This is a genomic window from Pedobacter gandavensis (assembly GCF_032678745.1).
Lineage (GTDB): Bacteria > Bacteroidota > Bacteroidia > Sphingobacteriales > Sphingobacteriaceae > Pedobacter > Pedobacter gandavensis_C.
In genome coordinates, this window is the sequence record NZ_JAVTST010000013.1 from 14,134 (window position 1) to 37,132 (window position 22,999).

20 protein-coding genes are annotated in these 22,999 nt (G+C 40.6%); 12 read left to right on the forward strand and 8 right to left on the reverse strand.

Going from position 1 to position 22,999, the window contains the following annotated elements; all coding sequences use genetic code 11:
- The first annotated feature begins 26 nt into the window (after positions 1-26).
- The 4 genes from R2S10_RS24430 to R2S10_RS24445 all read left to right on the forward strand — a co-directional run bounded on the left by R2S10_RS24430 (position 27) and on the right by R2S10_RS24445 (position 7,356).
- Positions 27-3,233: a TonB-dependent receptor gene (locus R2S10_RS24430; protein WP_316843017.1), complete on the forward strand. Its 3,207-nt coding sequence runs from the start codon at positions 27-29 to the stop codon at positions 3,231-3,233.
- Positions 3,234-3,238: 5 nt separating this feature from the next.
- Positions 3,239-5,065, forward strand: a complete 1,827-nt coding sequence (locus tag R2S10_RS24435) for a RagB/SusD family nutrient uptake outer membrane protein (protein WP_316843018.1) — start codon at positions 3,239-3,241, stop codon at positions 5,063-5,065.
- A 68-nt stretch (positions 5,066-5,133) separates the two neighbouring features.
- Positions 5,134-6,105 (forward strand): hypothetical protein, encoded by a 972-nt coding sequence (locus tag R2S10_RS24440; protein ID WP_316843019.1) that lies wholly within the window; start codon positions 5,134-5,136, stop codon positions 6,103-6,105.
- 159 nt (positions 6,106-6,264) lie between these two features.
- A complete protein-coding gene (locus tag R2S10_RS24445; RefSeq protein ID WP_316843020.1) occupies positions 6,265-7,356 on the forward strand; it encodes a basic secretory protein-like protein in 1,092 nt (363 codons plus the stop codon).
- Positions 7,357-7,465: 109 nt separating this feature from the next.
- Here R2S10_RS24445 and R2S10_RS24450 read toward each other — a convergent pair whose 3' ends face one another.
- A complete protein-coding gene (locus tag R2S10_RS24450; protein WP_316843021.1) occupies positions 7,466-8,641 on the reverse strand; it encodes an MFS transporter in 1,176 nt (391 codons plus the stop codon).
- A 172-nt stretch (positions 8,642-8,813) separates the two neighbouring features.
- Here R2S10_RS24450 and R2S10_RS24455 point away from each other — a divergent pair, with 172 nt between their 5' ends.
- Positions 8,814-9,563: a DeoR/GlpR family DNA-binding transcription regulator gene (locus R2S10_RS24455; RefSeq protein ID WP_316843022.1), complete on the forward strand. Its 750-nt coding sequence runs from the start codon at positions 8,814-8,816 to the stop codon at positions 9,561-9,563.
- 11 nt (positions 9,564-9,574) lie between these two features.
- On the opposite strand, the gene R2S10_RS24460 is transcribed toward R2S10_RS24455, so the two are convergent.
- Positions 9,575-10,315 (reverse strand): DUF1080 domain-containing protein, encoded by a 741-nt coding sequence (locus tag R2S10_RS24460; RefSeq protein ID WP_316843023.1) that lies wholly within the window; start codon positions 10,313-10,315, stop codon positions 9,575-9,577.
- 27 nt (positions 10,316-10,342) lie between these two features.
- Positions 10,343-11,173: a sulfurtransferase gene (locus R2S10_RS24465; RefSeq protein WP_316843024.1), complete on the reverse strand. Its 831-nt coding sequence runs from the start codon at positions 11,171-11,173 to the stop codon at positions 10,343-10,345.
- 70 nt (positions 11,174-11,243) lie between these two features.
- Between R2S10_RS24465 and R2S10_RS24470 the strand changes: the two genes are divergently transcribed.
- Complete coding sequence (locus tag R2S10_RS24470) at positions 11,244-11,756, forward strand: ClbS/DfsB family four-helix bundle protein (protein ID WP_316843025.1); 513 nt, start codon at positions 11,244-11,246, stop codon at positions 11,754-11,756.
- A 21-nt stretch (positions 11,757-11,777) separates the two neighbouring features.
- Here the strand turns inward: R2S10_RS24470 and R2S10_RS24475 are convergent, their stop codons facing one another.
- Positions 11,778-12,554 (reverse strand): hypothetical protein, encoded by a 777-nt coding sequence (locus R2S10_RS24475; protein ID WP_316843026.1) that lies wholly within the window; start codon positions 12,552-12,554, stop codon positions 11,778-11,780.
- A gap of 303 nt (positions 12,555-12,857) precedes the next feature.
- Between R2S10_RS24475 and R2S10_RS24480 the strand changes: the two genes are divergently transcribed.
- The 5 genes from R2S10_RS24480 (at position 12,858) to R2S10_RS24500 (ending at position 16,344) form a co-directional block, all read left to right on the forward strand.
- On the forward strand, positions 12,858-13,310 hold the full coding sequence (locus tag R2S10_RS24480; protein ID WP_316843027.1) for an RDD family protein: 453 nt from the start codon (positions 12,858-12,860) through the stop codon (positions 13,308-13,310).
- 71 nt (positions 13,311-13,381) lie between these two features.
- Entirely contained in the window at positions 13,382-14,011 is a 630-nt protein-coding gene (locus R2S10_RS24485; RefSeq protein ID WP_316843028.1) for a class I SAM-dependent methyltransferase, read from the forward strand.
- Between the two features lie 18 nt (positions 14,012-14,029).
- Complete coding sequence (locus tag R2S10_RS24490) at positions 14,030-14,392, forward strand: DUF2200 domain-containing protein (protein ID WP_316843029.1); 363 nt, start codon at positions 14,030-14,032, stop codon at positions 14,390-14,392.
- A gap of 151 nt (positions 14,393-14,543) precedes the next feature.
- Positions 14,544-15,251, forward strand: a complete 708-nt coding sequence (locus tag R2S10_RS24495) for an RNA ligase family protein (RefSeq protein ID WP_316843030.1) — start codon at positions 14,544-14,546, stop codon at positions 15,249-15,251.
- Complete coding sequence (locus R2S10_RS24500) at positions 15,223-16,344, forward strand: AAA family ATPase (RefSeq protein WP_316843031.1); 1,122 nt, start codon at positions 15,223-15,225, stop codon at positions 16,342-16,344. Before R2S10_RS24495 ends, R2S10_RS24500 begins: the two co-directional genes overlap by 29 nt.
- 94 nt (positions 16,345-16,438) lie before the next feature.
- On the opposite strand, the gene R2S10_RS24505 is transcribed toward R2S10_RS24500, so the two are convergent.
- The 4 genes from R2S10_RS24505 to R2S10_RS24520 all read right to left on the reverse strand — a co-directional run bounded on the left by R2S10_RS24505 (position 16,439) and on the right by R2S10_RS24520 (position 21,902).
- Positions 16,439-18,658: a TonB-dependent receptor gene (locus R2S10_RS24505; RefSeq protein WP_316843032.1), complete on the reverse strand. Its 2,220-nt coding sequence runs from the start codon at positions 18,656-18,658 to the stop codon at positions 16,439-16,441.
- Position 18,659: 1 nt separating this feature from the next.
- Positions 18,660-18,989 (reverse strand): hypothetical protein, encoded by a 330-nt coding sequence (locus tag R2S10_RS24510; RefSeq protein ID WP_316843033.1) that lies wholly within the window; start codon positions 18,987-18,989, stop codon positions 18,660-18,662.
- Positions 18,990-19,096: 107 nt separating this feature from the next.
- Positions 19,097-19,414 (reverse strand): hypothetical protein, encoded by a 318-nt coding sequence (locus tag R2S10_RS24515; protein WP_316843034.1) that lies wholly within the window; start codon positions 19,412-19,414, stop codon positions 19,097-19,099.
- Positions 19,415-19,457: 43 nt separating this feature from the next.
- Positions 19,458-21,902, reverse strand: a complete 2,445-nt coding sequence (locus R2S10_RS24520; protein WP_316843035.1) for an outer membrane beta-barrel protein — start codon at positions 21,900-21,902, stop codon at positions 19,458-19,460.
- Positions 21,903-22,050: 148 nt separating this feature from the next.
- On the opposite strand from R2S10_RS24520, the gene R2S10_RS24525 reads away from it, so the two are divergent.
- On the forward strand, positions 22,051-22,917 hold the full coding sequence (locus tag R2S10_RS24525; protein WP_316843036.1) for a DUF808 domain-containing protein: 867 nt from the start codon (positions 22,051-22,053) through the stop codon (positions 22,915-22,917).
- Positions 22,918-22,999: the final 82 nt, after the last annotated feature.

The window sequence follows — 22,999 nt, forward strand, 5'->3', positions numbered from 1 at the left end:
AAACCAACAAACCAACAAATAAAATTATGAGAAAAAAATTACGATTGTTAATCGGACGAGAGCAGCTGTCGAGGGATATTGCCCTTGGCTTACTGGCCTTTTCTGTGACTATGGGAGCTGGCATCAATGCCTCGGCAACGCTACCAGCAGCTAATGCAGCTATATTTACTTCTACCAGACCAGTAAACGCTGATATTTTAATCCGCGGTATTATAAAGGATGAAAAAGGATTGCCATTACCAGGTGCTGGTATTCGGGTTAAAGGCTCTACCAACACTGCTGCTGCGGATGTGAACGGTGCTTTTAGCATCACTGTACCCAATGAAAATGCAGTGTTAATTGTGAGCTATGTCAGTTATGAAACTCAGGAGGTTCCTGTAGGAAAACAAACGACTTTAACTATTCAATTGAAACCTAAAGGTGGCGAGGATCTGAAAGAGATCGCTATTGTAGGTTTTGGTACGCAGAAGAAGGAAAGTTTGGTAGGGGCACAGTCTTCGGTAAGTGTAGAAGATTTAAAGCAACCGGTATCCAGTTTGAGTCAAATGTTGGCTGGCCGTATTCCGGGGGTGATCAACGTGACCAGAAACGGTGAACCAGGCGCTACAGGATCAGATATCTTTATCCGTGGTATTACTTCTCAGTCGGCCGGAGATAGAGGCCCTCTGGTTATTATAGACGGTGTGCCGGGTAGAAACCTGAACGACATCAGTGTATATGACGTAGAGAACTTCACTGTGCTTAAAGATGCTGCTGCTACTGCAGTATATGGTATTCGTGGTGCAAATGGGGTAATCCTCATCAATACCAAGCAGGGTAAAACCGGTGTACCAAAGATCTCGGTAGATTTTTACCAGGGAATTAGCAAGTTCACACGTAAGCCACAGTTGATCGATGGTATCGATTATATGAACCTCGCCAATGAGGCAAAATATACGGAATACCTAAGAGGCGGTGCTGCGGGAGCATTTAATCCTGCTTTTAGTCTGGATGCTATTGGTAAAACAGCGAGTAAGGTAGACCCGATTTTGTATCCAAATGTAAACTGGTTTGATGCAATTTATAATGATTTTGGGCAAAACAGAACGGCTACTGCTAATTTATCCGGTGGGGTGAGCAATGCCAGATATTATGTTTCTTTAGGGTATTATGGTGAAGGTGGATTGTTTAAAACGAATCAAGCGGATAATAAAAAGATCAAGCAAAGCTACGACCGATTCAATGTAAGTTCTAACTTAAACTGGGACATTACGGGAACAACAAAATTGGACCTGGGAATTAAAGGTGTTTTATCGCAGACTGACTTCCCAAGTGTATTTAATGCACAGGATATTTTTAGTCAGGCTTTCCTGATCAATCCAACTTCATTTCCAGTTTTATATCCAAATGGTAGCTTGCCTGGAATTAGTCCACAAGCAGATCAACGTAACCCATATGGTGATATCACCAGGAATGGATATCGGATTGGATATGATACCCAATTGTATTCTAACCTTCGTTTAACTCAGGATTTAAAAGAGATTACGCCTGGTTTGTCTATCACCGGGATGTTTTCTTTTGATGTTAAAAATGAGAACCGAATTAACAGGGTAAGAAGGGAATCTTTATACCGGATTAATCCTAATGACCCTTATGTTACACCTAATGACCCAGCCTCAGGCTATAAATATGGCTTGGTATTACAAGGCCAGGACTTTTTAAACTATGCGAATGGCAATGGTGGGGACAAGAAAGTCTATGCTGAAGTGGGGATTAATTACAACCGTACTTTCGGTAAACATGCAGTTTCAGGTTTGGTGCTTTATAATCAGAATGACAACACTAACCCATTTGCTGGTAATTTAACACTGTCTCTACCTTACAGGTTACAAGGTATCGCAAGTCGCGCGACCTATGCTTATGACAATAAGTATTTTGCTGAATTTAACCTGGGTTATAACGGTTCAGAAAACTTTGCGCCAAGCAAACGTTACGGTGCCTTTCCTGCATTTGGTGTAGGATGGTTACTGTCTAATGAGCGCTTCTTTGAGAAGTTAAAAAACACTTTCCAAATGGTTAAGTTCCGTTATTCTGATGGTATCGTTGGATCTGGAGGAAGTACTGCAAATTATGCAGATAATGAAGCAGATCGTTTCTTCTACCTGACGAAAATCAGCAATACGAATATTCCGGGTTATACTTTCGGACAGACTGGTCAGAATAGTGTTTCAGGATTAGGAATTACCGCTTATGGCGTGGATGTGACCTGGGCAGAAACGCGCAAACAGGATTTGGGTTTCGAGTTGAAAACCTTAAATAACAACCTTTCCCTTATTGTAGATGTGTTTAAAGAACACAGAAAAGGAACCTTTATTAGTCGCGGTGTAGTGCCAAATTATATCGGCCTTGCCAATACACCACTGGGTAACCTTGGAGAAGTGAAAAATAAAGGTATCGATGGTACGATTGAGTACAACGCGCAATTCAGTCAGGATTTATCGATCAGTTTCAGAGCGAACTATACCTACAATAAAGATAAAGTAATTGAAAATGATCAGGCGCCAAAAGCTTATCCATGGATGGAGCAAAGGGGATACAACATCCTGGCAGCAACGCGTTTTGGATTTATTGCAGAGAAATTGTTCGATACTCAGGCGGAAATTGATGCGAGTCCTAAACAATTTGGTACGCTGTTACCTGGTGATATTAAATACAAGGATTTGAATGGTGATGGGGAGATTAATGATTTCGATAAGACGATCATTGGAAGAGGTGACATGCCAACCACCACTTATGGATTTGGCTTCTCCTTGAATTATAAGAATTTCGATTTTGGGGCCTTTTTCCAGGGACAAAACAACGCGGATATTTTAGTGAACATCCCATCTTTTGCATATTCCGGAGGACAGGGTAATATGCTGGCTGTGGCTACAGACCGCTGGACGGTAGATAACCCACGTCAGGATGCCGTTTATCCTAGATTATCTTATAATACCAATAACAATAATTATCAGTCGAGTACCTGGTGGAAACGTGATGTCAGCTTTTTGAGATTGAAAAATGTTGATTTGGGTTACACCCTTAAAGAGGGGATTAAGTCGATCGGTGTTAAACGCCTGAGGATTTATGCGACGGGTTATAACGTCTATACTTTCAGCAAGTTTAAGCTATGGGATCCTGAACTTTTAACCAATAATGGTACCCGCTATCCGCTTACTTCTAATTATTCCCTGGGTTTCACCGCTAATTTTTAAACACAATGAAAAAAATATTTATATATACAACAGCCTTTCTATTAATTGCAGGGAATTACAGTTGTAAAAAATTCTTAGACCAGGTACCTGACGACCGATTGACTTTTGGACAGGCTTTTGAAAAGAAAGCGACTGTAGAGCAGGCACTGGCAAACGTTTATTCTACTTTACCTAGTCAGAATTCGGATCGTTTCCCGAGTCAGACTGGTAACATTGGTCCCTGGACAGCTGCTTCTGATGAAGCGGATTATACACTGGCCAATTTCTCTGAAAACGTGAATACAGGTGCCTGGGATGCTACAAGGGGAGAAGTGAATTACCATTGGCAGAACTATTACAAGGGTATACAGGCGGCCAGTACCTTCATTGCCAATGTAAACAGATGTACAGATTGTAACCTTGGAGGGATTGATTTTGTTGGCCGTTATTTGAACGAAGCAAGAGCGCTAAGGGCGATTTATTACTATTATTTAGTGCGTCAATATGGTCCGGTAATTTTGTTGGGGAATGATCCTATCGCTTCTGATGCGCCATTAGCGGCCATTAGTAAACCGCGTAATTCCTTTGATGAATGTATCGATTATATTGTATCTGAACTGGATGCGGCAACAGCTGGTCTCCCTGCTATTCCTCAGGCAACTGAAGATTACGGACACATCAATGGTTCAGTTGCTCAGGCTTATAAAATAAAAGCATTGCTTACTGCAGCAAGGCCTTTATTTAACGGCAATACTGATTATGCCAATCTTAAAAATAAGGATGGCAAACAGTTGATCAGTCAAAGTAATAGTCCGGCGAAATGGACAAGATTGGCAACCGCTGCTAAGGAGTTTTTAACCAATGCTAATTATGCTGGATATACTTTGTATACGGTGAATTCTACACCTACAGGACTTCCTAATACGGCATTTAACAGGGCTTTTCTGGCCACCAGAGATGTGATGCTGAATGGTTGGAACTCTGAAATGATCTTTGGAATGGCTGGTGATGTAACCAGTTATCAATATTCTTTAGCACCGAATCATAATGGGGCTTCGGGAGGAGATAAGGGCGGTTCCTTCTTGTCTGTTTCTCAGCAAATGGTAGATGCCTTTTTTACGGCGAATGGATTGTCTCCTAACAGCGACCCAAGTTATTCTTCGACAGGTTTTTCTAACTATCAGGCACCAGATCCGAATGATCAGAATGCACCTAGGTCGATCAGTAATATGTATGTAAATCGTGAGCCGCGCTTTTATGCTAATATCACGTATACAGGGCGTAAATGGATTAACCCACAGTCGATTATCATTACCGATTTCACAAATACGGGTAATGCAGGTAAAGCCGGTATTGCGAATTCCGATTATACTAAAACAGGTTATACTTCAAGAAAACACCTGACTGTAGCAGGCTGGACCACCAGTCGTACTTTATTCTCGATGATCCGTCTGGCAGAAATATACCTGGATTATGTAGAGGCATTGCAGGAGTCGGATCCAACTAATCCTGATTTGTTGCTGTATTTAAATAAGATCCGTGAACGTGCTGGTATCCCTCAATATGGCGGTTCAGGATTACCAGTTCCAGCTGATATGAGAGATGCGATCCGTAAGGAAAGAAGGGTAGAACTTGCCTTTGAACTGGACCGTTATTTTTATACCAGAGAATGGAAAATCGCGGAAGGTACGGATAACATTATTCGTGGATTAGACATTACGAAGAATAGTCCGGCATTCTATACGGTCATCACCACAGAAAACAGAGTATTCCAGAAAAGACACTATTTGTGGCCTATCCCAAATGGTGAAATACAAAAAGTACCCCAAATTGTACAAAACACAGGTTGGTAAATGAAGGCAGTATAACATCGGGCGGGCATTTCCGTCCGGTGTTTTTATTGCCTGTTAAATCAGATTTTATGAAGAAAACAGTAGGTATAGTAGCGCTTTTAGCAGGTTTAAGTGTTGGATGTAATTCCAAAAAAGAAATTGTAAAACCCATCCCTCCAGCTCCTCCAATAGTAACGGTTCAGGATCCGCCAGGGGCACCACCTAAAACCTGGAAAGAGCATTGGTTTGACCATGTTCAAGTGGTTAATCGGGTGTTTTATGATCCCAATGTGGCAGTGTATTATGATGGTGATGTTAAAGGCAGCATTACCTGGCCATTTAAATACATGGCTGATGCCTGGGATTATACCAAGAAAACGTATGGAAATTTTGGCGATGATGGCCGCTTGTTTGTGATTTATCATGCCGGGAAATATGGAGGTGGCCATCCTTCAACTTATATGGATGATAGTCATGATTATCGCAATGTGACCGACTGTGGGGCTGGTGATTTTAATGCATGGATGTCGGGTGAAGGGAATGATATTGACATCTCTACCCATGAGATCGGACACATTGTAGAAGGTGCGTCAAAAGGGGTGAAGGGCTCGCCAGCATGGGACATATGGCACGATAGTAAGTGGATGGAAATCTACCAGTATGATGTTTATCTGGGTTTGAACAGAACGGCTGATGCCAAGCGCTGGTACGATATGATGATGACCAAGTCTGATGCTTATCCAAGAGCCGGAACAAAATGGTTTAAAGACTGGTTTTTTCCTATCTATGATCAATTTGGTAAAACCCGTGTTTTGAATGGCTTTTTTACCAAGTTAGCAGCGCATTTTCCTAAGCACCAGATCGTAGCTAATGGGAAGCAATATATGGAGTACGACCGTAGAATGAACTTTGGTGAATTTATTCATTTCTGGAGTGGAGCTGCAGGAGCTAATCTTGAAAACCAGGCTTTGATTGCATTTGGTGATAAAGATGAAAAAGGAAATGATTGGAAGGCGCAATTGGTAAAAGCTAAAATTGATTTCCCTGGTATCACCTATTAATGGATCCCAGTCTTTTATATTATTAACACACACACAAATAAAACCATTTTTATGCTCAAATTATCATGTCTTTTTACCCCTCTTTTTTGCGTGCTTGTTGCGCATTCTTCCTGTAATAAGGGAACAATAACAAAGAGTAATACCACAGAATCAACAATAATGAAAGAACAGGATGTTACTTCATTAGCTTCACTGACAGTAAGTACGGAGAATACTTCTGGGGCGAATGCTAACGAAGGTTCTTCAAAACTAATTGACAATAAAACCAATACTAAGTTCCTGACTTATTCCTTCGATCCTTCCAGTTATATGCAACTCTCTTTTCCTAAGGAACAAATGGTAGCGGCCTACACGCTGACTTCAGGAGATGATGCACAGGGTAGGGATCCCCGCGATTGGAAAATAACAGCATCAAATGATGGTACTAACTGGGTTCAGTTGGATACCAGACAATATGAGTCCTTTGGGTTTAGAACGCAAACGCAACGCTTTAACTTTAAAAACCCGAAAGCCTATAAGCATTACCGTTTGAATGTTACTGGAATATCCGACAATAGGGTAGGTGCAAATGTATTGTTTCAACTTGCGGAATGGCGTTTAATTGAGGTGCCTGAAAAGGAACAAACGGTTACGGCAGCATCGGCGACTGTAGAAACCATCACCCAAGGGAAATATACGCTTACTTATGTAGACCGAAATACAGGGGTACTCCCATCGGTTAAAGCAGGGCTGATTGATGCTTTCAAAAAGAACTATAGTAAAAGCGTGGATACTTATAATCCGAATGCATTAACAAGTATTGTGTTTATCATGGATCCTGATTATAAAGGTGTTGCTGCTACCTTTGGTGGAGGAGTAGTGCGTTATGACCCGGCTTATTTTAAAGCTAATCCTTTGGATTTAGATGTGGCGACTCATGAAATGATGCATATCGTACAGGCTTATTCTGGTGGCGCACCTGGATGGGTTACAGAAGGATTAGCAGATTATGAACGTTACCGAATTGGCCTTAGTAATGCTACCGCTAATTGGAGTTTACCGAATTATCAAGCCGGACAAAACTATACGGATGCGTATAGAATAACTGCGCGTTTCTTTGTATGGCTTGAAATCCGTAATCCGGGGATCATGGTTAAATTGAATACCTCAGCACGTACTGGTACTTATAATAATGGTGCTTTCTGGCCATCAGAAACTCATAAAGATGTAGAGCAGCTCTGGGACGATTATAAACAAAATCCGATTTTATAATCCTGGTCTGAGCCACTATTTAAAAGCCGTTTTTCATAAAGAAGAACGGCTTTTCTATTTCGACATCGTGGCTTCTCTTCTTTTTGTGTATGTAAGTATTTTTTTTTAGTTAAACACTAGTTTTCCTGAATGCATAAGCCATCGCTACACTTAAAAGTAGTATCCCCGTGAAGGTTAATGCGATGGTTAGAGAAAAGTGGTAGGCGATAAATCCGAGAAGTGCGGGACCAGCGAGCTGACCTGCATATCCCATGGTGCTGATTGCGGGAATGGCCACTGATGCTGGAATTCCTTTAAGTCTACCGCCCTCACTGAAGAAAACAGGAACTATGTTTGCTGCACCTATTCCCAGGAGCATAAAGCCCATCAGGGTAGTAGGGACCCATGGAGTGGCCACCGCAAGAAAAATTCCTAAAGCAGCGATGAGGCCACCGGCAACGACTACGGTTTTTCCACTGAAGCGCTCCACAATGCGATCCCCTAAAAGTCGCATGGCAGCCATTGCAATTGAAAAGGTAGCATACCCAATCCCGGCAAGCTCTGGAGCTACTCCTCTGTTTTCCTTTAAGAAAAGTGCACTCCAGTCCAGCATTGCTCCTTCGGAAAGAAAGACTGCAAAACATGCTGCGCCAAGAAAGAGTATTCTTGCACTGAACCAGCCGGATATCGCTTTAGTTTTATGTTCCTCTGTTGTATGATGTTCTGGTACCTCAATTTCCTGCGCTTTCGATAACAGTGATTTGAATTTCCATAGCAGGATGACCAAAAGCAATGTAGAAATGGAAATGGCAGCAGTTAGTGGATTTAGGCCTGCCTTCATTAACAACCCTAATCCTAAGGCACCACATAATCCACCCACACTAAAAAGACCATGGAGGGATGACATGATAGGTCGCCCATAGCGGTTCTGAACATGGATGCCATGGGAGTTCATCGCCACATCAATCACACCTATTCCTCCTCCAAAAATGAAGAGTGCGGCTCCCATCATCCAGGGATTTGGCATCAATAGCAAGATGGGAAGGAATATTGCGGCGACCAGGCCTGAAAACAAAATGACAATTCGTGTTCCATAAAGTTTAGAGAGGTATCCGCTCAATGGCATCATCGAAATCGCTCCAGCACCAAAGAATAGGAGCAATAATCCAAGGTTAGCATCATTGAGCTGCAGTCTGTCTTTTACGATAGGTACCATAGGTGCCCAGCTGGAAAGGGCAAACCCGCAGACCAGGAATATATATTGTGTCGCCTTCTTGGCATTAGTGATTATCTCCTTGTTATTCATGAAGCAAATTAATGCAAATTGTTGCGAATTTGCAAATAGTTGCGGTAACTATGTTTTGTGAACAGCGCTTAATTGAATCATTTCAATAGAATAGTAGCTTATATTTTACAAATCAATTATAATGAGCTAAGGATTTTAGGCATCGGAGGGAAAGAATTATATTTGACGCGAAATGATCAGAGAAAAAAGGTTTGAGCACATAATCTCCAGTTTGAAGAAGACAGGCGCGGTTACCTATAGCGGAATGTCTATGGATCTGTCAGTTTCTGAGGACACGATCCGTAGGGATATTGACTATCTACACGAGAATGGGCTTTTGTCGAAAGTTAGGGGTGGAGCGATATCACGTGAGAAAAACCCGCTTTCTTTTCAAGATCGTACTGATTTTCATACCACTGAAAAGGAGGTCATTGCCATGAAGGTTCAGCCTTTACTTAAGGCTGGGATGACTGTATTTATGGATGGTGGAACTACGGTTTGTGCAGTTGCGGAATACTTACCAGCGAATACCTCATTGAGAGTGATAACGAATAATATAGCCCTGGTTCCTTTGTTAGGTCGCTTTAAGAACATAGAGGTTATTGTACTTGGTGGGAATTATGACAGGGATACACAAACAAATACGGGTGCCAAAACATGTGAGGAGGCGACTGAATTCGTTGTCGATATTTACCTGATGGGCACTTGTGCAATCTCTAAAGATTTCGGTATCACTGCTGCAATAAGAGAGGATGGGGCTGTAAAGAGGGCCATGCTGAAAGGCTCAAAATCAGTGGTTGTACTCAGTAACAGCAAAAAAATCGGTATCAACGAAGCTTTTGTTGTCTGCGACTTGCAGGGGATTAATGTGCTGGTTACTGAGCTCCCAAGTGATGATGCTAAACTAGATGATTTGCGTTTTAAGAACCTTAAAATTATCTAATTCTTGTCCGTTTATTGAGTTTCGGTCTTCTCTATCTTTTTTATTTTCAGGTTTTTAAAGACGACTCCTTTGTTCCAGTCCTGCAGGGCAATACGACCTTTAATTTGCTTTCCGAATTCAGGGAAATGCTTAAAATTACTATTGGCAATTGCGGTTTTCCAGTTAGGAGTATTAAAATCCTCTTTAGCAGTGACTATGCCATTGAGCATAAATTCAACCTTTCCATCCTGTTGTCTGATGACTGAATGGTTCCATTCCGTTGAGGGTTTAAGCTCTGCAGGGTTCAACTGTGGGGAGAAATTGTAGAGACAGCCTGGACGTTTCATTTCTTTGACGTAATCCTGATGCGCTTTATCTAGCAATTGGTATTCCGGACCTGAGGCCCATGCAGTAGGAATGTCGGCACGTTCAAGTACATTAATGAATACACCGCTATTTCCTTCTTTGGAGATCTTCCAGTCGAATTGGAATTCATAATTTTCAAACTCCTGATCAGTTACGAGGTCTCCGTGTTCGGCGTCGGTACCTGGCAAACACCTTAATTCTCCATCCTGCGCCACCCAGGAAGAGGAGATTTTACCCTGATTGTAAACGTGCCATCCATCTAGGGTTTTACCATCGAACAATAATTGATAGCCTTGCGCTATCTCCTCCTTAGAGAGCTCATTGTCCTTGGGTTTGCTGGAGCTGCATGAGCTCATGATCACAGCGGTTAGTGCTGCGGCACTGAGGAATACCTTGAATTTTTTCATAAAATTAGTATAATAGTTATATCATCATTAAGCCACAATCATTTTCTTGTTGTTTCTGCTCCACTCGCTCCAACTACCCACATATAATTTTGGGATCTCTAAACCTGCATAGTCCATCGCTAAAAGTGTATGACAGGCGGTTACACCCGAGCCACAATGTACGATCACCTTTTCAGGATTAAAATCAGCCAGTGCTTTTGAATATTTTTCCTTTAGAATTTCAGGACTTAGAAAAGCACCATTAGCATCAAGATTCTCAGTAAATGGAATATTTAGCGCGTTAGGAATATGACCAGCGATCAGGTCTATGGGTTCGGTTAAACCTGCAAAGCGATTTGCATCACGAACATCAATAATTAAATGGTTTTTAGTGTTGCTAGCAAGCTCTACTTCCTCCATTTCCGCTAATGGTAATTGCCATTCAGTGATTTGATATGGGTCGGATGGTTTAGCTAAAGGTTGCGCTGCATTTACAGCAAATCCTGCTTGCTTTGCAGCAGTATAGCCAGCATTTACCACCTGAACTTTTTCATGGCCTATTGACTTTAACATCCACCAGAATCTTGCTGCAGCATTAGACCCGTTTTTATCGTCATAAACAATTACATGGGTATCTTTTGTAACTCCGTATTTCCCTAAAAGATGAGCAAAATGATCAAAAGTTGGTAGGGGATGCCTGCCACCAATAGCGAAATCTTTAATATCAGCCAGATCCGTATTCAAATCCAAATAATAAGCGCCATCCAAGTGTTGTTCCTCATATCTGGCTTTCGATCCTGCACTGACATCAAAAAGGATGAAATCGTTTTTATCTTGTAAAACTAGTTCCTCAGGCTGTATAATGGATGGTAGTTTCATAGGTTTTTGTTAATTTATGAATAAGGTTTGGTCCTGAATCAAATATATAATTATTTACATTTACCTCATTATGATACCTGGAAACAAACAAGAGTTGTTGGCTGAATTACAAAGAAGTTATTCTTTACTCAAATCTGAGTTGGCCACAATTAACAATGAAATTGCAATAACAAAAACAATGGATGGTCATGCCAAAGGAACCATGATGAGCCCTTTTGATTTGGTGTCCTATCTGTTGGGCTGGGGGGAACTGGTGTTGAAATGGTATGATAAGACATCTAAAGAATTGCCTTGTGATTTTCCGGAAACCGGTTACAAATGGAACGAATTGGGGAAACTTGCTCAGAAGTTTTATATAGATTATGAGGACTTGGAGTATGAGGTTTTACTGAAGAAACTGGACAATACAGTAGATTCAATCCTTGAACTTGTAGGGGATTTAGAGGATAAGGCACTCTATGGAGTACCTTGGTATGGCAAATGGACACTCGGCCGTATGATTCAGTTCAATACGGTCTCTCCTTACCGTAATGCCAGAGCCAGGCTGAGAAAACATCGAAAAAATGAATCAGTGCAGTCATAAAAATGAAGAAATTTTAATCCTTTATTTAAGCATGGTTTTGACTTTTTCTATGCCTTTTATTATATAATGTGTGTCATCTGGCCATAGTGTTTCCCCTTTTGTAATCCATGAAATTCCAAAGGCGATGACGGCCAGGGATTCTAGTGCGAATACTACCGGGAACTTGCCCAGGTCAGGATCAAATGTAAAGTACAGCCCTAAAATAACAAGGGAAGCAATGATGGTCCAGCCACATACTTTATACACGATATTTCTTTTTCCCTTTTTACTGAGCTTGCCATCTCTGAGCTTATGGTCACCCTTCTCGCTGCTCTTAGTGAAAAATACGAGCGACATCATTGCGAGGCAAATCAGGAATATTGCTGCAAATGCAATATGCCAAGCAGTTCCGATCATAAAGCCGAGGACTCCGCCATTGGTGGTATGAACACTCAGCTCGTATTGCAGTTGCTCGGTTTCTGTTGGCACGAATGCAACACCGATGCTACAGATTCCCGCTATTAAAGTCAACAGTTGTTCCTTCCAGCAATACCCTGTATAGGTAATCAGGAAGGCGCCTTGTATACACAGTACCACCACAAGAATATCTCCACGGTCAGTATAAAAATAATCGCTTATGGATGCTTCAAAACCGTAATATTTGGCAGTCCCTTTTGGTGCTATTGCTAGAATCAAAGGAAGAAAGATTCCGCTGAAACCGATAAGATTTCGAAGTGTCAGGTAGGAAAATACCAATTCGTTTTTCTCTTCCTTTTTGCCGTCGGCATTATCGCCGCATTCGATTATGGGATTTGTCATGGTTGATTGGTTTAAGAGGTTAATGGTATTGTTTTATGAAGCTGCTACGCAAATTGTCGTCAGTCATCAGCTATTAAAAATAACGAATTCTAATTCAGGTTTTGAAAATGTCCTATTTTTTTTAGCTGGAGTTTGGTGGTTCTATCCTCCCGAATTATCATGAATGCGATCATCAGGATTTTTGACTAGTCTGGCTATAAAAATGGCATTTTTGAAAAAAACAGTTTCTGTTTACTGTTGAAAAAATTAACATCTTTGAAATTCTTTTCGGTAATCAAATAATCGAAGAGCAAAGTACAATACATGATAAAGATAAAAGCAAATTTAAAGAAAAGAGTCTACGCCACAATTTTGGATTACGCTTTGGTTTCCCTTAGCACCGTTGCCTACCTTCTTTTTTTTGGAGAGTATGATGGACTCAGCAATTATACAGTGACTGGTCTCAAAGCATGTGTTATTCCTATAGTTTGGTTTATCTATTTTGTCATCATCGAGGCTACCTACGGTGCAACACTTGGTTACAAGAGTTTTAACTTGAAAGTGCTAACTGTTAAAAGGGAGGAAGTTGAATTTAGTCAGGCGCTTAGGAGGCATCTAATGGATCCATTTGATATTTTATGTTATGGAATTCCTGCGTTTATTGCCATTAAGTTTTCTGAAAAGCATCAACGACTTGGTGATATGTTGGCTGGAACTATTGTGATTGATATCTCGGATCCTGAGCAACAACCAGTCAGAGAAAAGTTCAGTATATAGCGTTTCCTAGGTCTTGTAAATCTACTACAAATGCGAATTTTTGGTAAATTGCTACATCAATAAAATGCACCATGACCAATGAAACCGTAAAACCAGAATTTTGGGAATCCGCTTTTGGCGAAAAACAGGAGATGTGGGGCTTTGAGCCATCCAAATCTGCTGTATGGGCAAAGGATTTTTTTGTTCAAAATTCAGTAAAGAATATCCTGATACCAGGTATTGGCTACGGTAGAAATGCACAAATTTTCAAGGAAAACGGAATAGCGGTAACTGGCATTGAGATTTCAAAAACTGCGATTGAAATGGCGAGAAAACATTACGGAAAAGATATGGTGATCCACCATGGTTCCGTAACTGATATGCCATTTGATCGGACGCAATATGATGGGGTTTTTTGTTATGCACTCATTCATTTGCTGGACAGTACTGAAAGGGAAAAGCTCATTTTTGAAGCTTATCAGCAGCTGTTAGATGGAGGTTATATGGTTTTTACAGTTATCTCCAAAGAGGCAAAAACTTATGGACAAGGCAAATTTATAAGCAAGGATCGATACGAAATATTTGATGGTGTGCATATGTTTTTCTATGATCAGGAATCAATCGCCTCGGAGTTTAGTAAGTATGGTTTGCTTGAAGTCAGAGAAATCATGGAAAATCAGCCATTCTTTTTAATTGTGTTAAAAAAGGTGATAATTTTATAGCACTTTATAATATACTTTATGACTAAAGAACAGAATATTGCCAGGGTGTATAAAATGTCTTTCACAAGCGTTTACCCTCATTACATTCAAAAAGCGGAGAAAAAGGGGCGTACTAAAGAAGAGGTAGATGAGATTATTTTCTGGCTGACAGGCTATGATAAAGACACATTTCAGCATCATCTTGACAACAAAACTGATTTCGAGAGCTTCTTCGCTCAGGCACCACATTTCAATCCAAATGCCTCAAAAATTACAGGTGTCATCTGCGGCTACCGTGTAGAAGAAATTGAGGAGCCGCTGATGCAAAAGGTTCGTTATCTGGATAAGCTGATTGATGAACTTGCAAAGGGAAAGGCAATGGAAAAGATTTTAAGGAAGTAAGAAAAGCAGAATATTTTTCTACATTTGTAAGATTATCAATCTATTTGAGCCTTGTGTCATGTAATATCATTTGGACATTTTAATGTTAAATGACCTTTCCCACCCGGGAAGGGAGTAATTACTATTTATTTTTTACTTTACTTATTACAAGATGGCTATTTCACAAAAATATGGTCGTACTTATCATTATCCGTTTTCGCCGGGAACAACGAGTGATGACCGAATACAGCACGATTACTGGGAATCTTTGCAAAAAATTCCTACAATAATACATACAGAGAAACTGGATGGCGAGAACAATTGCTTATCTAAGCATGGCGTGTTTGCCCGTTCACATGCGGCTCCAACCACATCCCCATGGACCGAAAGTCTGAGGAGGTTTTGGCAGTTGATCAGACATGATCTGGGAGATCTGGAAATCTTTATGGAGAATTTATATGCGGTTCATTCTATTGAATATCGTAAACTGGAACAGCATTTCTATGTTTTCGGTATTCGGGAACACGACCGTTGGTTGAGCTGGGAAGAAAGTCAGTTTTATGCGCAGCTGTTGGATTTACCAATGGTTCCTGTAATTAAAATTGAACAGCAACCGAAGGATCAGCAGCAATTCGAAAAGGAAATGCTCGAATTGGTTAATGCTGCGGGTTCATTTGATCCCTATGATGTATATGATCATAAAAAGACGATCATGGAAGGGATTGTGAGCAGGAACGCTGATGGCTACCCGGTAAGTGCTTTTGCACAAAATGTTTTTAAATATGTACGAAAAGGTCACGTTAAAACTGATGAACATTGGATCAGAAACTGGAAACGGGCCTTATTAATTAATGAAGGAGGTAAGTATGTGGACCTTTAGTGAAAATAAAAATTGGGAAGAGCTGGAGCATCGCTTTGACTGGGTAAAACGAATGCAGGAGGTGGAGCAGGATGCTCGCTACCATGCGGAAGGTAATGTCGCCATTCATACGCAAATGGTTCTGGCAGCTTTACAAAATGAGCCGGATTTTAAGCAGTTGTCTCCAGAGGATCAGGAGATTTTATGGGCATCGGCTTTATTGCATGATGTAGAGAAATACAGTACTACGGTGTTAGAAAGTGACGGTAGCATTACTTCAAAAGGACATGCAAGGAAAGGCGCACAGTTTGCCAGGCAGTTACTGTATTTAAATGAACCGGCACCTTTTGCCATTCGTGAGCAAATTGTAGGGCTGGTGAGGCATCATGGTTTACCGATATGGTTGTTCGAAAAGGAGGATCCTTTAAAGGCGCTGGTGAAGGCAAGTATGGAGGTGAATTTGCGATGGTTGAGTTTATTGGCACGTGCCGATATGAAGGGCCGGATTTGTGATGATCAGGAGGAGATGCTTTACCGCATCGATTGTTTTGATGAGTTTTGTAAGGAACATGACTGCTGGGGAAACGCCCGTCAGTTTGAGTCAGATCAGGCGCAAATGTATTATATGCAGCATGATGATGCTTACCTGGATTACATTCCCTTTGAAACACCTGTCGCAGAGGTGGTATTGATGAGTGGTTTGCCTGGTGCGGGAAAGGATACCCATATTAGAGCGCATTACCGGGATTGGCCGGTTATTTCCTTAGACCAAATACGTACTGAAAGAGGAGTGGCGCCAACAGATAAGGCGGGTAATGGACGCGTGATTCAGGAGGCGAAGGAGCAGGCAAGAATTTACCTGCGGAAACAGGAATCTTTTGTTTGGAATGCCACCAATACGACGAGTCAAATGCGCAGTCAGTTGATTGATCTGTTTAATACTTATAAAGCGAAAACCAGCATTGTTTATATTGAAGTGCCTTATCAGCATTTACAAGGACAGAATAAAAGCAGAGATGCTGTTGTACCAATTGGAGTGTTAAACAAATTGGTTCGTAAATTGGAAGTGCCTGCATTATGGGAGGCGCATAAAGTAGCGTACCATATCAAGTAATCATATCCTTTAATTAGAATAAAACAGGCCGCTTTTGATTAAAAAGCGGCCTGTTTTATGTATTCATCACTAAGAAGGGAAGCCCTAAGAAATCTTAAATCAGCTTGAAACGTATGCCTAAATAGAATTCCCGGCCTCTCGTTGGTCCCCATACAGAGGAAGTATCGAATTGAGGGCCAAAGGGATTTTGCCAACTGAGAATGGGTTGATGCTGACGGAAATTGAAGATGTTTTCACAACCGGTATAGACTTCAAATGCTTTGAAAATATACGTGAACTGGGCATTTACAGTGGTATAATTCTCTGAATAGTCAGGTCTCTGATAGGGTACCGGGTTAAGCTTAGTATCTGGCAATCTTTGTTTCCCGAACCAGTGTACATTGATATCCGCATGAAATTTATTGCTCAGCGGTTTAAAGCTAAATGCGGTCAGGATCTTATGACGGGCATTAAATGGCAATTCTTCTTTAACACCATTATTCATTCTGTAAACGTCTAAGAAATTATATCCTGCTTTAAGCTCATATCGTTTATACAGTTTGAGAAGAAGATCTGCTTGAAAGCCATTACTCACACTTTTTCCGCTGAAATTCCGGATAAATGCTTTGCCTGGGTCAGTGTCGTAGTCAGGGAAAATCTGATTTTGGAAATTAGTCCGGTAATAATCCATACTGATATGGCCGGAAATTTCATCAATTTCGAACTTCTGTGTCAGGTTAATACCCATATTAACTGCTTTTTCGGGCTTTAACTCTTCTAAAAACACGATGTTTCTGGAGCTGGCCAATAAACCGATGTTTTCACTGAATAGGTTAACAGTACGCCAACCTGTGCCAATGTTACCGCGAATGGTTAATGTTGGCGTAGGATCGTATTTAAGTAATGTCCGGGGGGTAACATACCATCCAAATTTGTTGTGGTGATCTGCTCTGATTCCTGCAATCCAGGTTAATTTTCCATCAAGAAAACTAAGCATGTTTTCAGCAAAAACTCCAGTTACGTTTTCATGACGTCGGTAATTTCCAGCATAATTTCTGGGATCCATCAGATCGGTAAATCGAAGATCCTCATCAAGGTTCATACTTTTGAGACTGATACCGGTTTTTAAGGAGTGATTTTCGGTGCTGTTCAGTTCGTACTGCAGATTTAGGAAAGCATTACTTTGTTTCGCTTTATAGGAAAGTGCGCCAAAATAAGAAGATTGATTTTGGTGGAAAGCAGAAGCGTATGCAGTTACCCGGTGGATGTCGTTAAATCGGTAGCTGGTTTTTGCCCACATTTCTGGCTGATTTAAAGCTACGGTATTGCCATAAATGGTATTACTGCCTTTGTCTTTTTTAGGATCAAAGAAGGTCTGACCGCCTATGCGGTTTTCATTCAGATATCGTAAAGCAAACTCGGTACTCCAGCCCCAATCTTTTTCATTTCCCAGTTTCCATTTATTCATCACCATATACCTGGTCAATAGGGGGAGGTCAAGGAAATTATCATGATCCTTGTCGGTCTTTTTTGCAGGTTGTACGGTATGAAATGCCAGCAGACTTTTCCATCTGCCCGCTTTGAAGCTGGTATTCAGGTTCAGGTGTTTCTCCAGAAAACTATTTAGGTAAATATTGACATTCAGCTTTTCTGAAGGATTGGGCTTTTTGGTTTCCACATTAATTTGGCCACTAATACTTTCATAACCTTGAAGCACACTGTTGGCACCTTTTGAAATATGAATGTTATCAACCAGGGTTCCAGGAATCCCACTAATGCCATAGGTAAAGGTTAGTCCCTGAATCATTGGGAAACCATCAATCAACACTTGATTATACACACCTGATAAGCCCAATATCCGCAATTCTTTAGCATTGGTGATCACATTGGTGGTCTGTGCCTGTACTGTGGATTGTGTTTCGAAACAGCCTGCGAGATCACAACAAGCTGATTTTTTCAGCTCTTCAGAGGTCAGTATTTCTGTTTTTATCGGACTTAAATTTGAAAGCAGGGTACCCGCTTTTCCAGCAGTTACCCTAACTTCATTGAGGTTATTCTTTTCTTTAAGTATAAATAAAACCGTATCGATATTGCTCACATCGATCGTGTCTTTCCCATATCCATTATGACTGGCAACAAGCTGATGATGGCTTGGTATCCTATCTATAGAAAAATGGCCTTTTGTATCAGTTGAAACACCCTTTTTACCGCCCAACCAGCTGATGGTTGCATGGGGAATTGGTTGTCTGTTTTTATCCAGAACTGTTCCTTTAATGCTTTGTGCGGTAGTTCCTAAGGGCAGTACTAAGCATAAGTAAACAAAAAACTTATACATCCTAATTCGCCTTTACCTTATAAGGTTTTTCATTTGGATCGCTGCAACCACCAGTGTTTTCAATGGCCTGGTATATTGTTTTTGTGTCTACTACTGTCGGATTGAAGGTGATTTTGAAGGCTGAAACAGGGCCTGCTTTTCCAGGTTTACAGTCGGTAACACCTTTTAATACCTTTACATTTTCTGATAAGGTTTTTAGATCATTGCCGCAGGTAATTCCTTTCACTTTTATCGTAATGGTGGTGTCAGTTACTGATTTTATATTTTGAGCTAGTGATTTGTTGCTGATTGCTGCGCAAAATAATACAGCAATAATTAGAGACTTAAACATCGTTCTGAGTTTATATGGTTTATAAAATGGTTAAATAGGATACAATAGGCGACCGCGGAAAATAGAAATATCCCGTGTTGCAGCAAATTGTTTATTCAAGAAGATGGTTAAATGGTTTTTGGCGGTTGCCAAATAGAAAAGCTTGGCTCTATAGCATAGAATTTGTAGTAAGGAGGGGATTCCAGGATTCCAGAACTTTGGTTGGTAATCAGGGAATAGGTTTGTTCTTGAAGGATAATTAAACTTGAACAGCAATAGTTTAAGCAGGATGTAGCACAATCATCATCTTCTTCCTGTTCATGCTGGTGAGGATCCTCAGCTTCGGAACTTTCCTGCTCAGCTTTTGCTTTGCAGTCGGTTTCTGCAACAGAGGGGTAAGAAAGCCCCAAAAAACAAATACACATGATTACTGCAAGGAATCTCATCAGCTCGAAATTAAGAAAAAAACTGAATATTACTATAATTCTGCTATAATCTTTGTGATTCATTTTCCAATCCCGACTCCCGGTTATCTTTTGCTTTGATTTTATTGTTTCCGAATCTATAGCTGAAATTTAATCGAATCTGACGGGTTTCTCCAGCATAGGTCGTATGCAATAACAGGTTGTTTAATTGAGTGTCTGTGCTGATTTTATTGAATTTGAATATATCTGAAGCGGCCAATCTAAGGGTTGCCTGATTGTTCATTAAGTTCTTTTGTAAACCAAGATCGATTTGGGAATTGCCTTTGATGTAGGTGTTTAGTCCACTGATGTTTTTAGAATTCAGAACCGCTACCGCCTCGGCTGTAATACCGGCTGGCAGGTTGAAAGTTTGTTGCGCATTGATCGTTCCGGCAAAACGGCTGCGGTTGTAATTTCCATATTCCTGTGTTCCTACTTTATTCTCCAGGCGGTATCCGATGCCGGTGAGGGTCATATTCCACCATTTTGCCAGGTTAAGTTGCTGCGTCAGGGTCAAATTCAGGTTGTTTTGGAGCCCAATATTTCTAGGAACCATATGGATAATATTGTCTTGCAAAACTTCCGTTATGCTGCTGCTGATATCAGTTGTATGGGTATAACTGGTTGATATTGTAGTTTTTTTATAGCTGTATTGTAGGGCTAGTGTATTTGCGTATTGGGGCTTTAGAAATGGATTCCCTTTCCAATAGGAGAGTTCATCTACGGGGTAGGAAAAAGGGTTCAGGTTGTTATAGGCAGGGCGGTCAATGCGACGGGCAAAACTTAAATTATAGCTGCCTGATTCCTTGGTTTTATACGTAATTGCAGCTGTTGGAAAGGCGTTCAGGTAATTTCTAAGAACAGTTGTTGCTGCGATGTTGCTGCCTTCGCGTGGTTGCAATTCTCCTTCGGAATGTGTGTTTTCCAACCTTAGGCCAATGTCAAAATTGAATGCATCATTTATAGTGGTTTCGTATTTCAGGTAGCCTGCGGTGATTTGCTCTTTATAGTTGAATGTATTGGATAAGTTGATGTCGATTATAGGAGTAGGGCCATTTACATCATATTGGTCAAAAACATTATTGGCGCTTACTTCGGAGAATTTTGCACCGGTTAGCATTCTTCCTTTTCCGATTGGAAAGCCATAATCAGCTTTAAGCGCATACATTTTGATGTCTCTGCTATTGGCGACAAGGAAATTATTTGTAGAAATCAAGTTCCCATCCGGGGAGTAAAGGGTATTTGTACTCAGGTTTTTTGTCGCCGCATCAAAGATTCCGTAGTCTGCATCTATGTCCAGGGTGGTTCTATTGTTGCCTTTGTATCGGTAATTTAAATTGGCATTGTAGCGATGGGCTTTTTGTTCAGGGTAATCGCTGTTGCTTTTCAGGGTCTGTAAAAGCTGATTTGTAGATTGATCATAAATATTTGTGATCGGGGTAATCAGACCACCACCGCCAGAAAAGTTAGCGTTCATGACCATGCCCAGCGTTTTAGTAGTGTCTATCGCGTAATCTAGGCCTACAGTTGATCCCATGCTATGGCGTTTATCTACATCATGATTGGAATTTAAATAGATCTTTCCATTTGTAGTTCTGTCGTTGTCGTAGTCCATCGCAAAATGTCCAAAATTATGATTGTAACTGCCGAACAGGTTTACTTTTCCTTGGCGGAAGTTGAGGTTCATATTGGTGTTTTGCTTTAAGCTGAGGCCATAAGCGATTCCATTATTGATACTGCCATTAAAACCTTCGGCAATTGATTTTTGAAGCACAAGATTCACTATACCACCCGTTCCGGCAGCATCATATTCGGCAGAAGGGTTTTTAATCACTTCAATTGACTTTAGATCTGATGCAGACATTGTTTTTAGCAGCTGTGCCAGCTCTTCTGCTTGCAGATAGGTTTGTCTGCCGTTAATCATGACCAATGCGCCACTGGTTCCGTTTAGGGTGATGGAGTTGTCCTGATTTACAATAATACCTGGTGTTTTTTTTAAGGCCTCTAAGGCGTTGCTACCTTGTCCGGTGATGCTTTTCTCCAGGTTATAAATCATTTTCCGGCCTTCAATCTTAATCAGTGGTTTGTTACCTGAGCTTTGAATGACTACTTCTTTTAAGCTGCGTGGGTTTGTTTCAATTTTAAGGATGCCCAAATCCATTTTATCAACTAAGTTCAATGGCTCGCTTTGATAGGATAAGGCTCCTAAATAGCTAATTGAAATCACATAAGTTCCAGGGGCTAGATCAAAAGAAAAGCTTCCATCCGGATTGCTCAATCCTTGTTTAATAGTTTGACCATTTTTGCTGTCTTTTAGCAACAAGGTAGCACCATCTACGGCCTCGTTGTTTGCGCTTTTAATCAAGCCTTTTAGTATGATGCCTTTAGGGTTTTGCGCTAGTACATTTAAGAAAAAACAGCTGATGAAAAGGATTAGAATATAGCTTCGCTTTGAAATAGAATGGATCATCCGCTAAGATTAACATATTTATTTTGATTTTCTCCTTGTTTCCAGGATTTTACAGCAAGAGGTTGACGATGCCGTAAATATATACGGCTGTTTTATATTAAAATTCAAAATCGTATTTATATTTTGCGGCCAAATTAAATAAATAAATATGGCTTCAGGTTTTTTTGCGATTTTGGATGATATAGCTGCTTTAATGGATGATGTTTCCATTGCGGCTAAAATAGCGACGAAAAAAACTGCAGGTATTTTGGGAGATGATTTAGCGGTGAATGCGGAAAAGGCGACTGGTTTCCTCTCTTCGAGAGAGTTACCTGTGCTTTGGGCAATTACTAAAGGTTCTTTAATCAATAAGATTATTATCGTTCCTATTGCCTTAGTTCTCAATGTGTTTTTTCCGATTGCCATTAAGGTGGCCCTGGTTTTAGGTGGGTTTTATCTGGCTTATGAGGGAGTGGAGAAGATTGTCGAGTACTTATTTCATCGTACAAAGGAAGGTCATGAGGTAGTAGAAGAGGTTAAAGAGGATGGTAATGATGCTGAAAAAGCAAAGATCAAATCTGCGATCACCACTGATTTTATTCTGTCTGTAGAGATTGTAATTATTGCATTGGGCACTGTTTTAACAGAAGCTTTACCTATTCAGATTCTAACAGTTTCGGTAGTTGCCTTAATTGCTACGATTGGGGTGTATGGTATTGTTGCAATGATTGTAAGGATGGATGATATGGGCTATAAATTAATCAGACATTCCAAAGAAAAAGGGGTATTAGCTGGTCTTGGAGGTATACTTGTGAAATCTCTACCGGTAATTATCAGAATTCTAAGTGTGGTGGGTACAATTGCACTGATTTTGGTGTCTGGTGGAATATTTGTTCATAACATCGAGTTTTTTCACCACTTGTTTCCGACAATGCCAGGGATGCTTAAAGAAGCACTGATCGGATTTGTTGTTGGATTAATTGTGGTTGCAGTGTTTACAGGAGTTAAAAAAGTAATTTCAGTTATTAAGCGATAGTTTAAGCTTTTTGCTATTCATATGACAGCCCATTTCCCAGATAGGAAATGGGCTGTTCTGGTTTTAAGATTTTATTGGGATT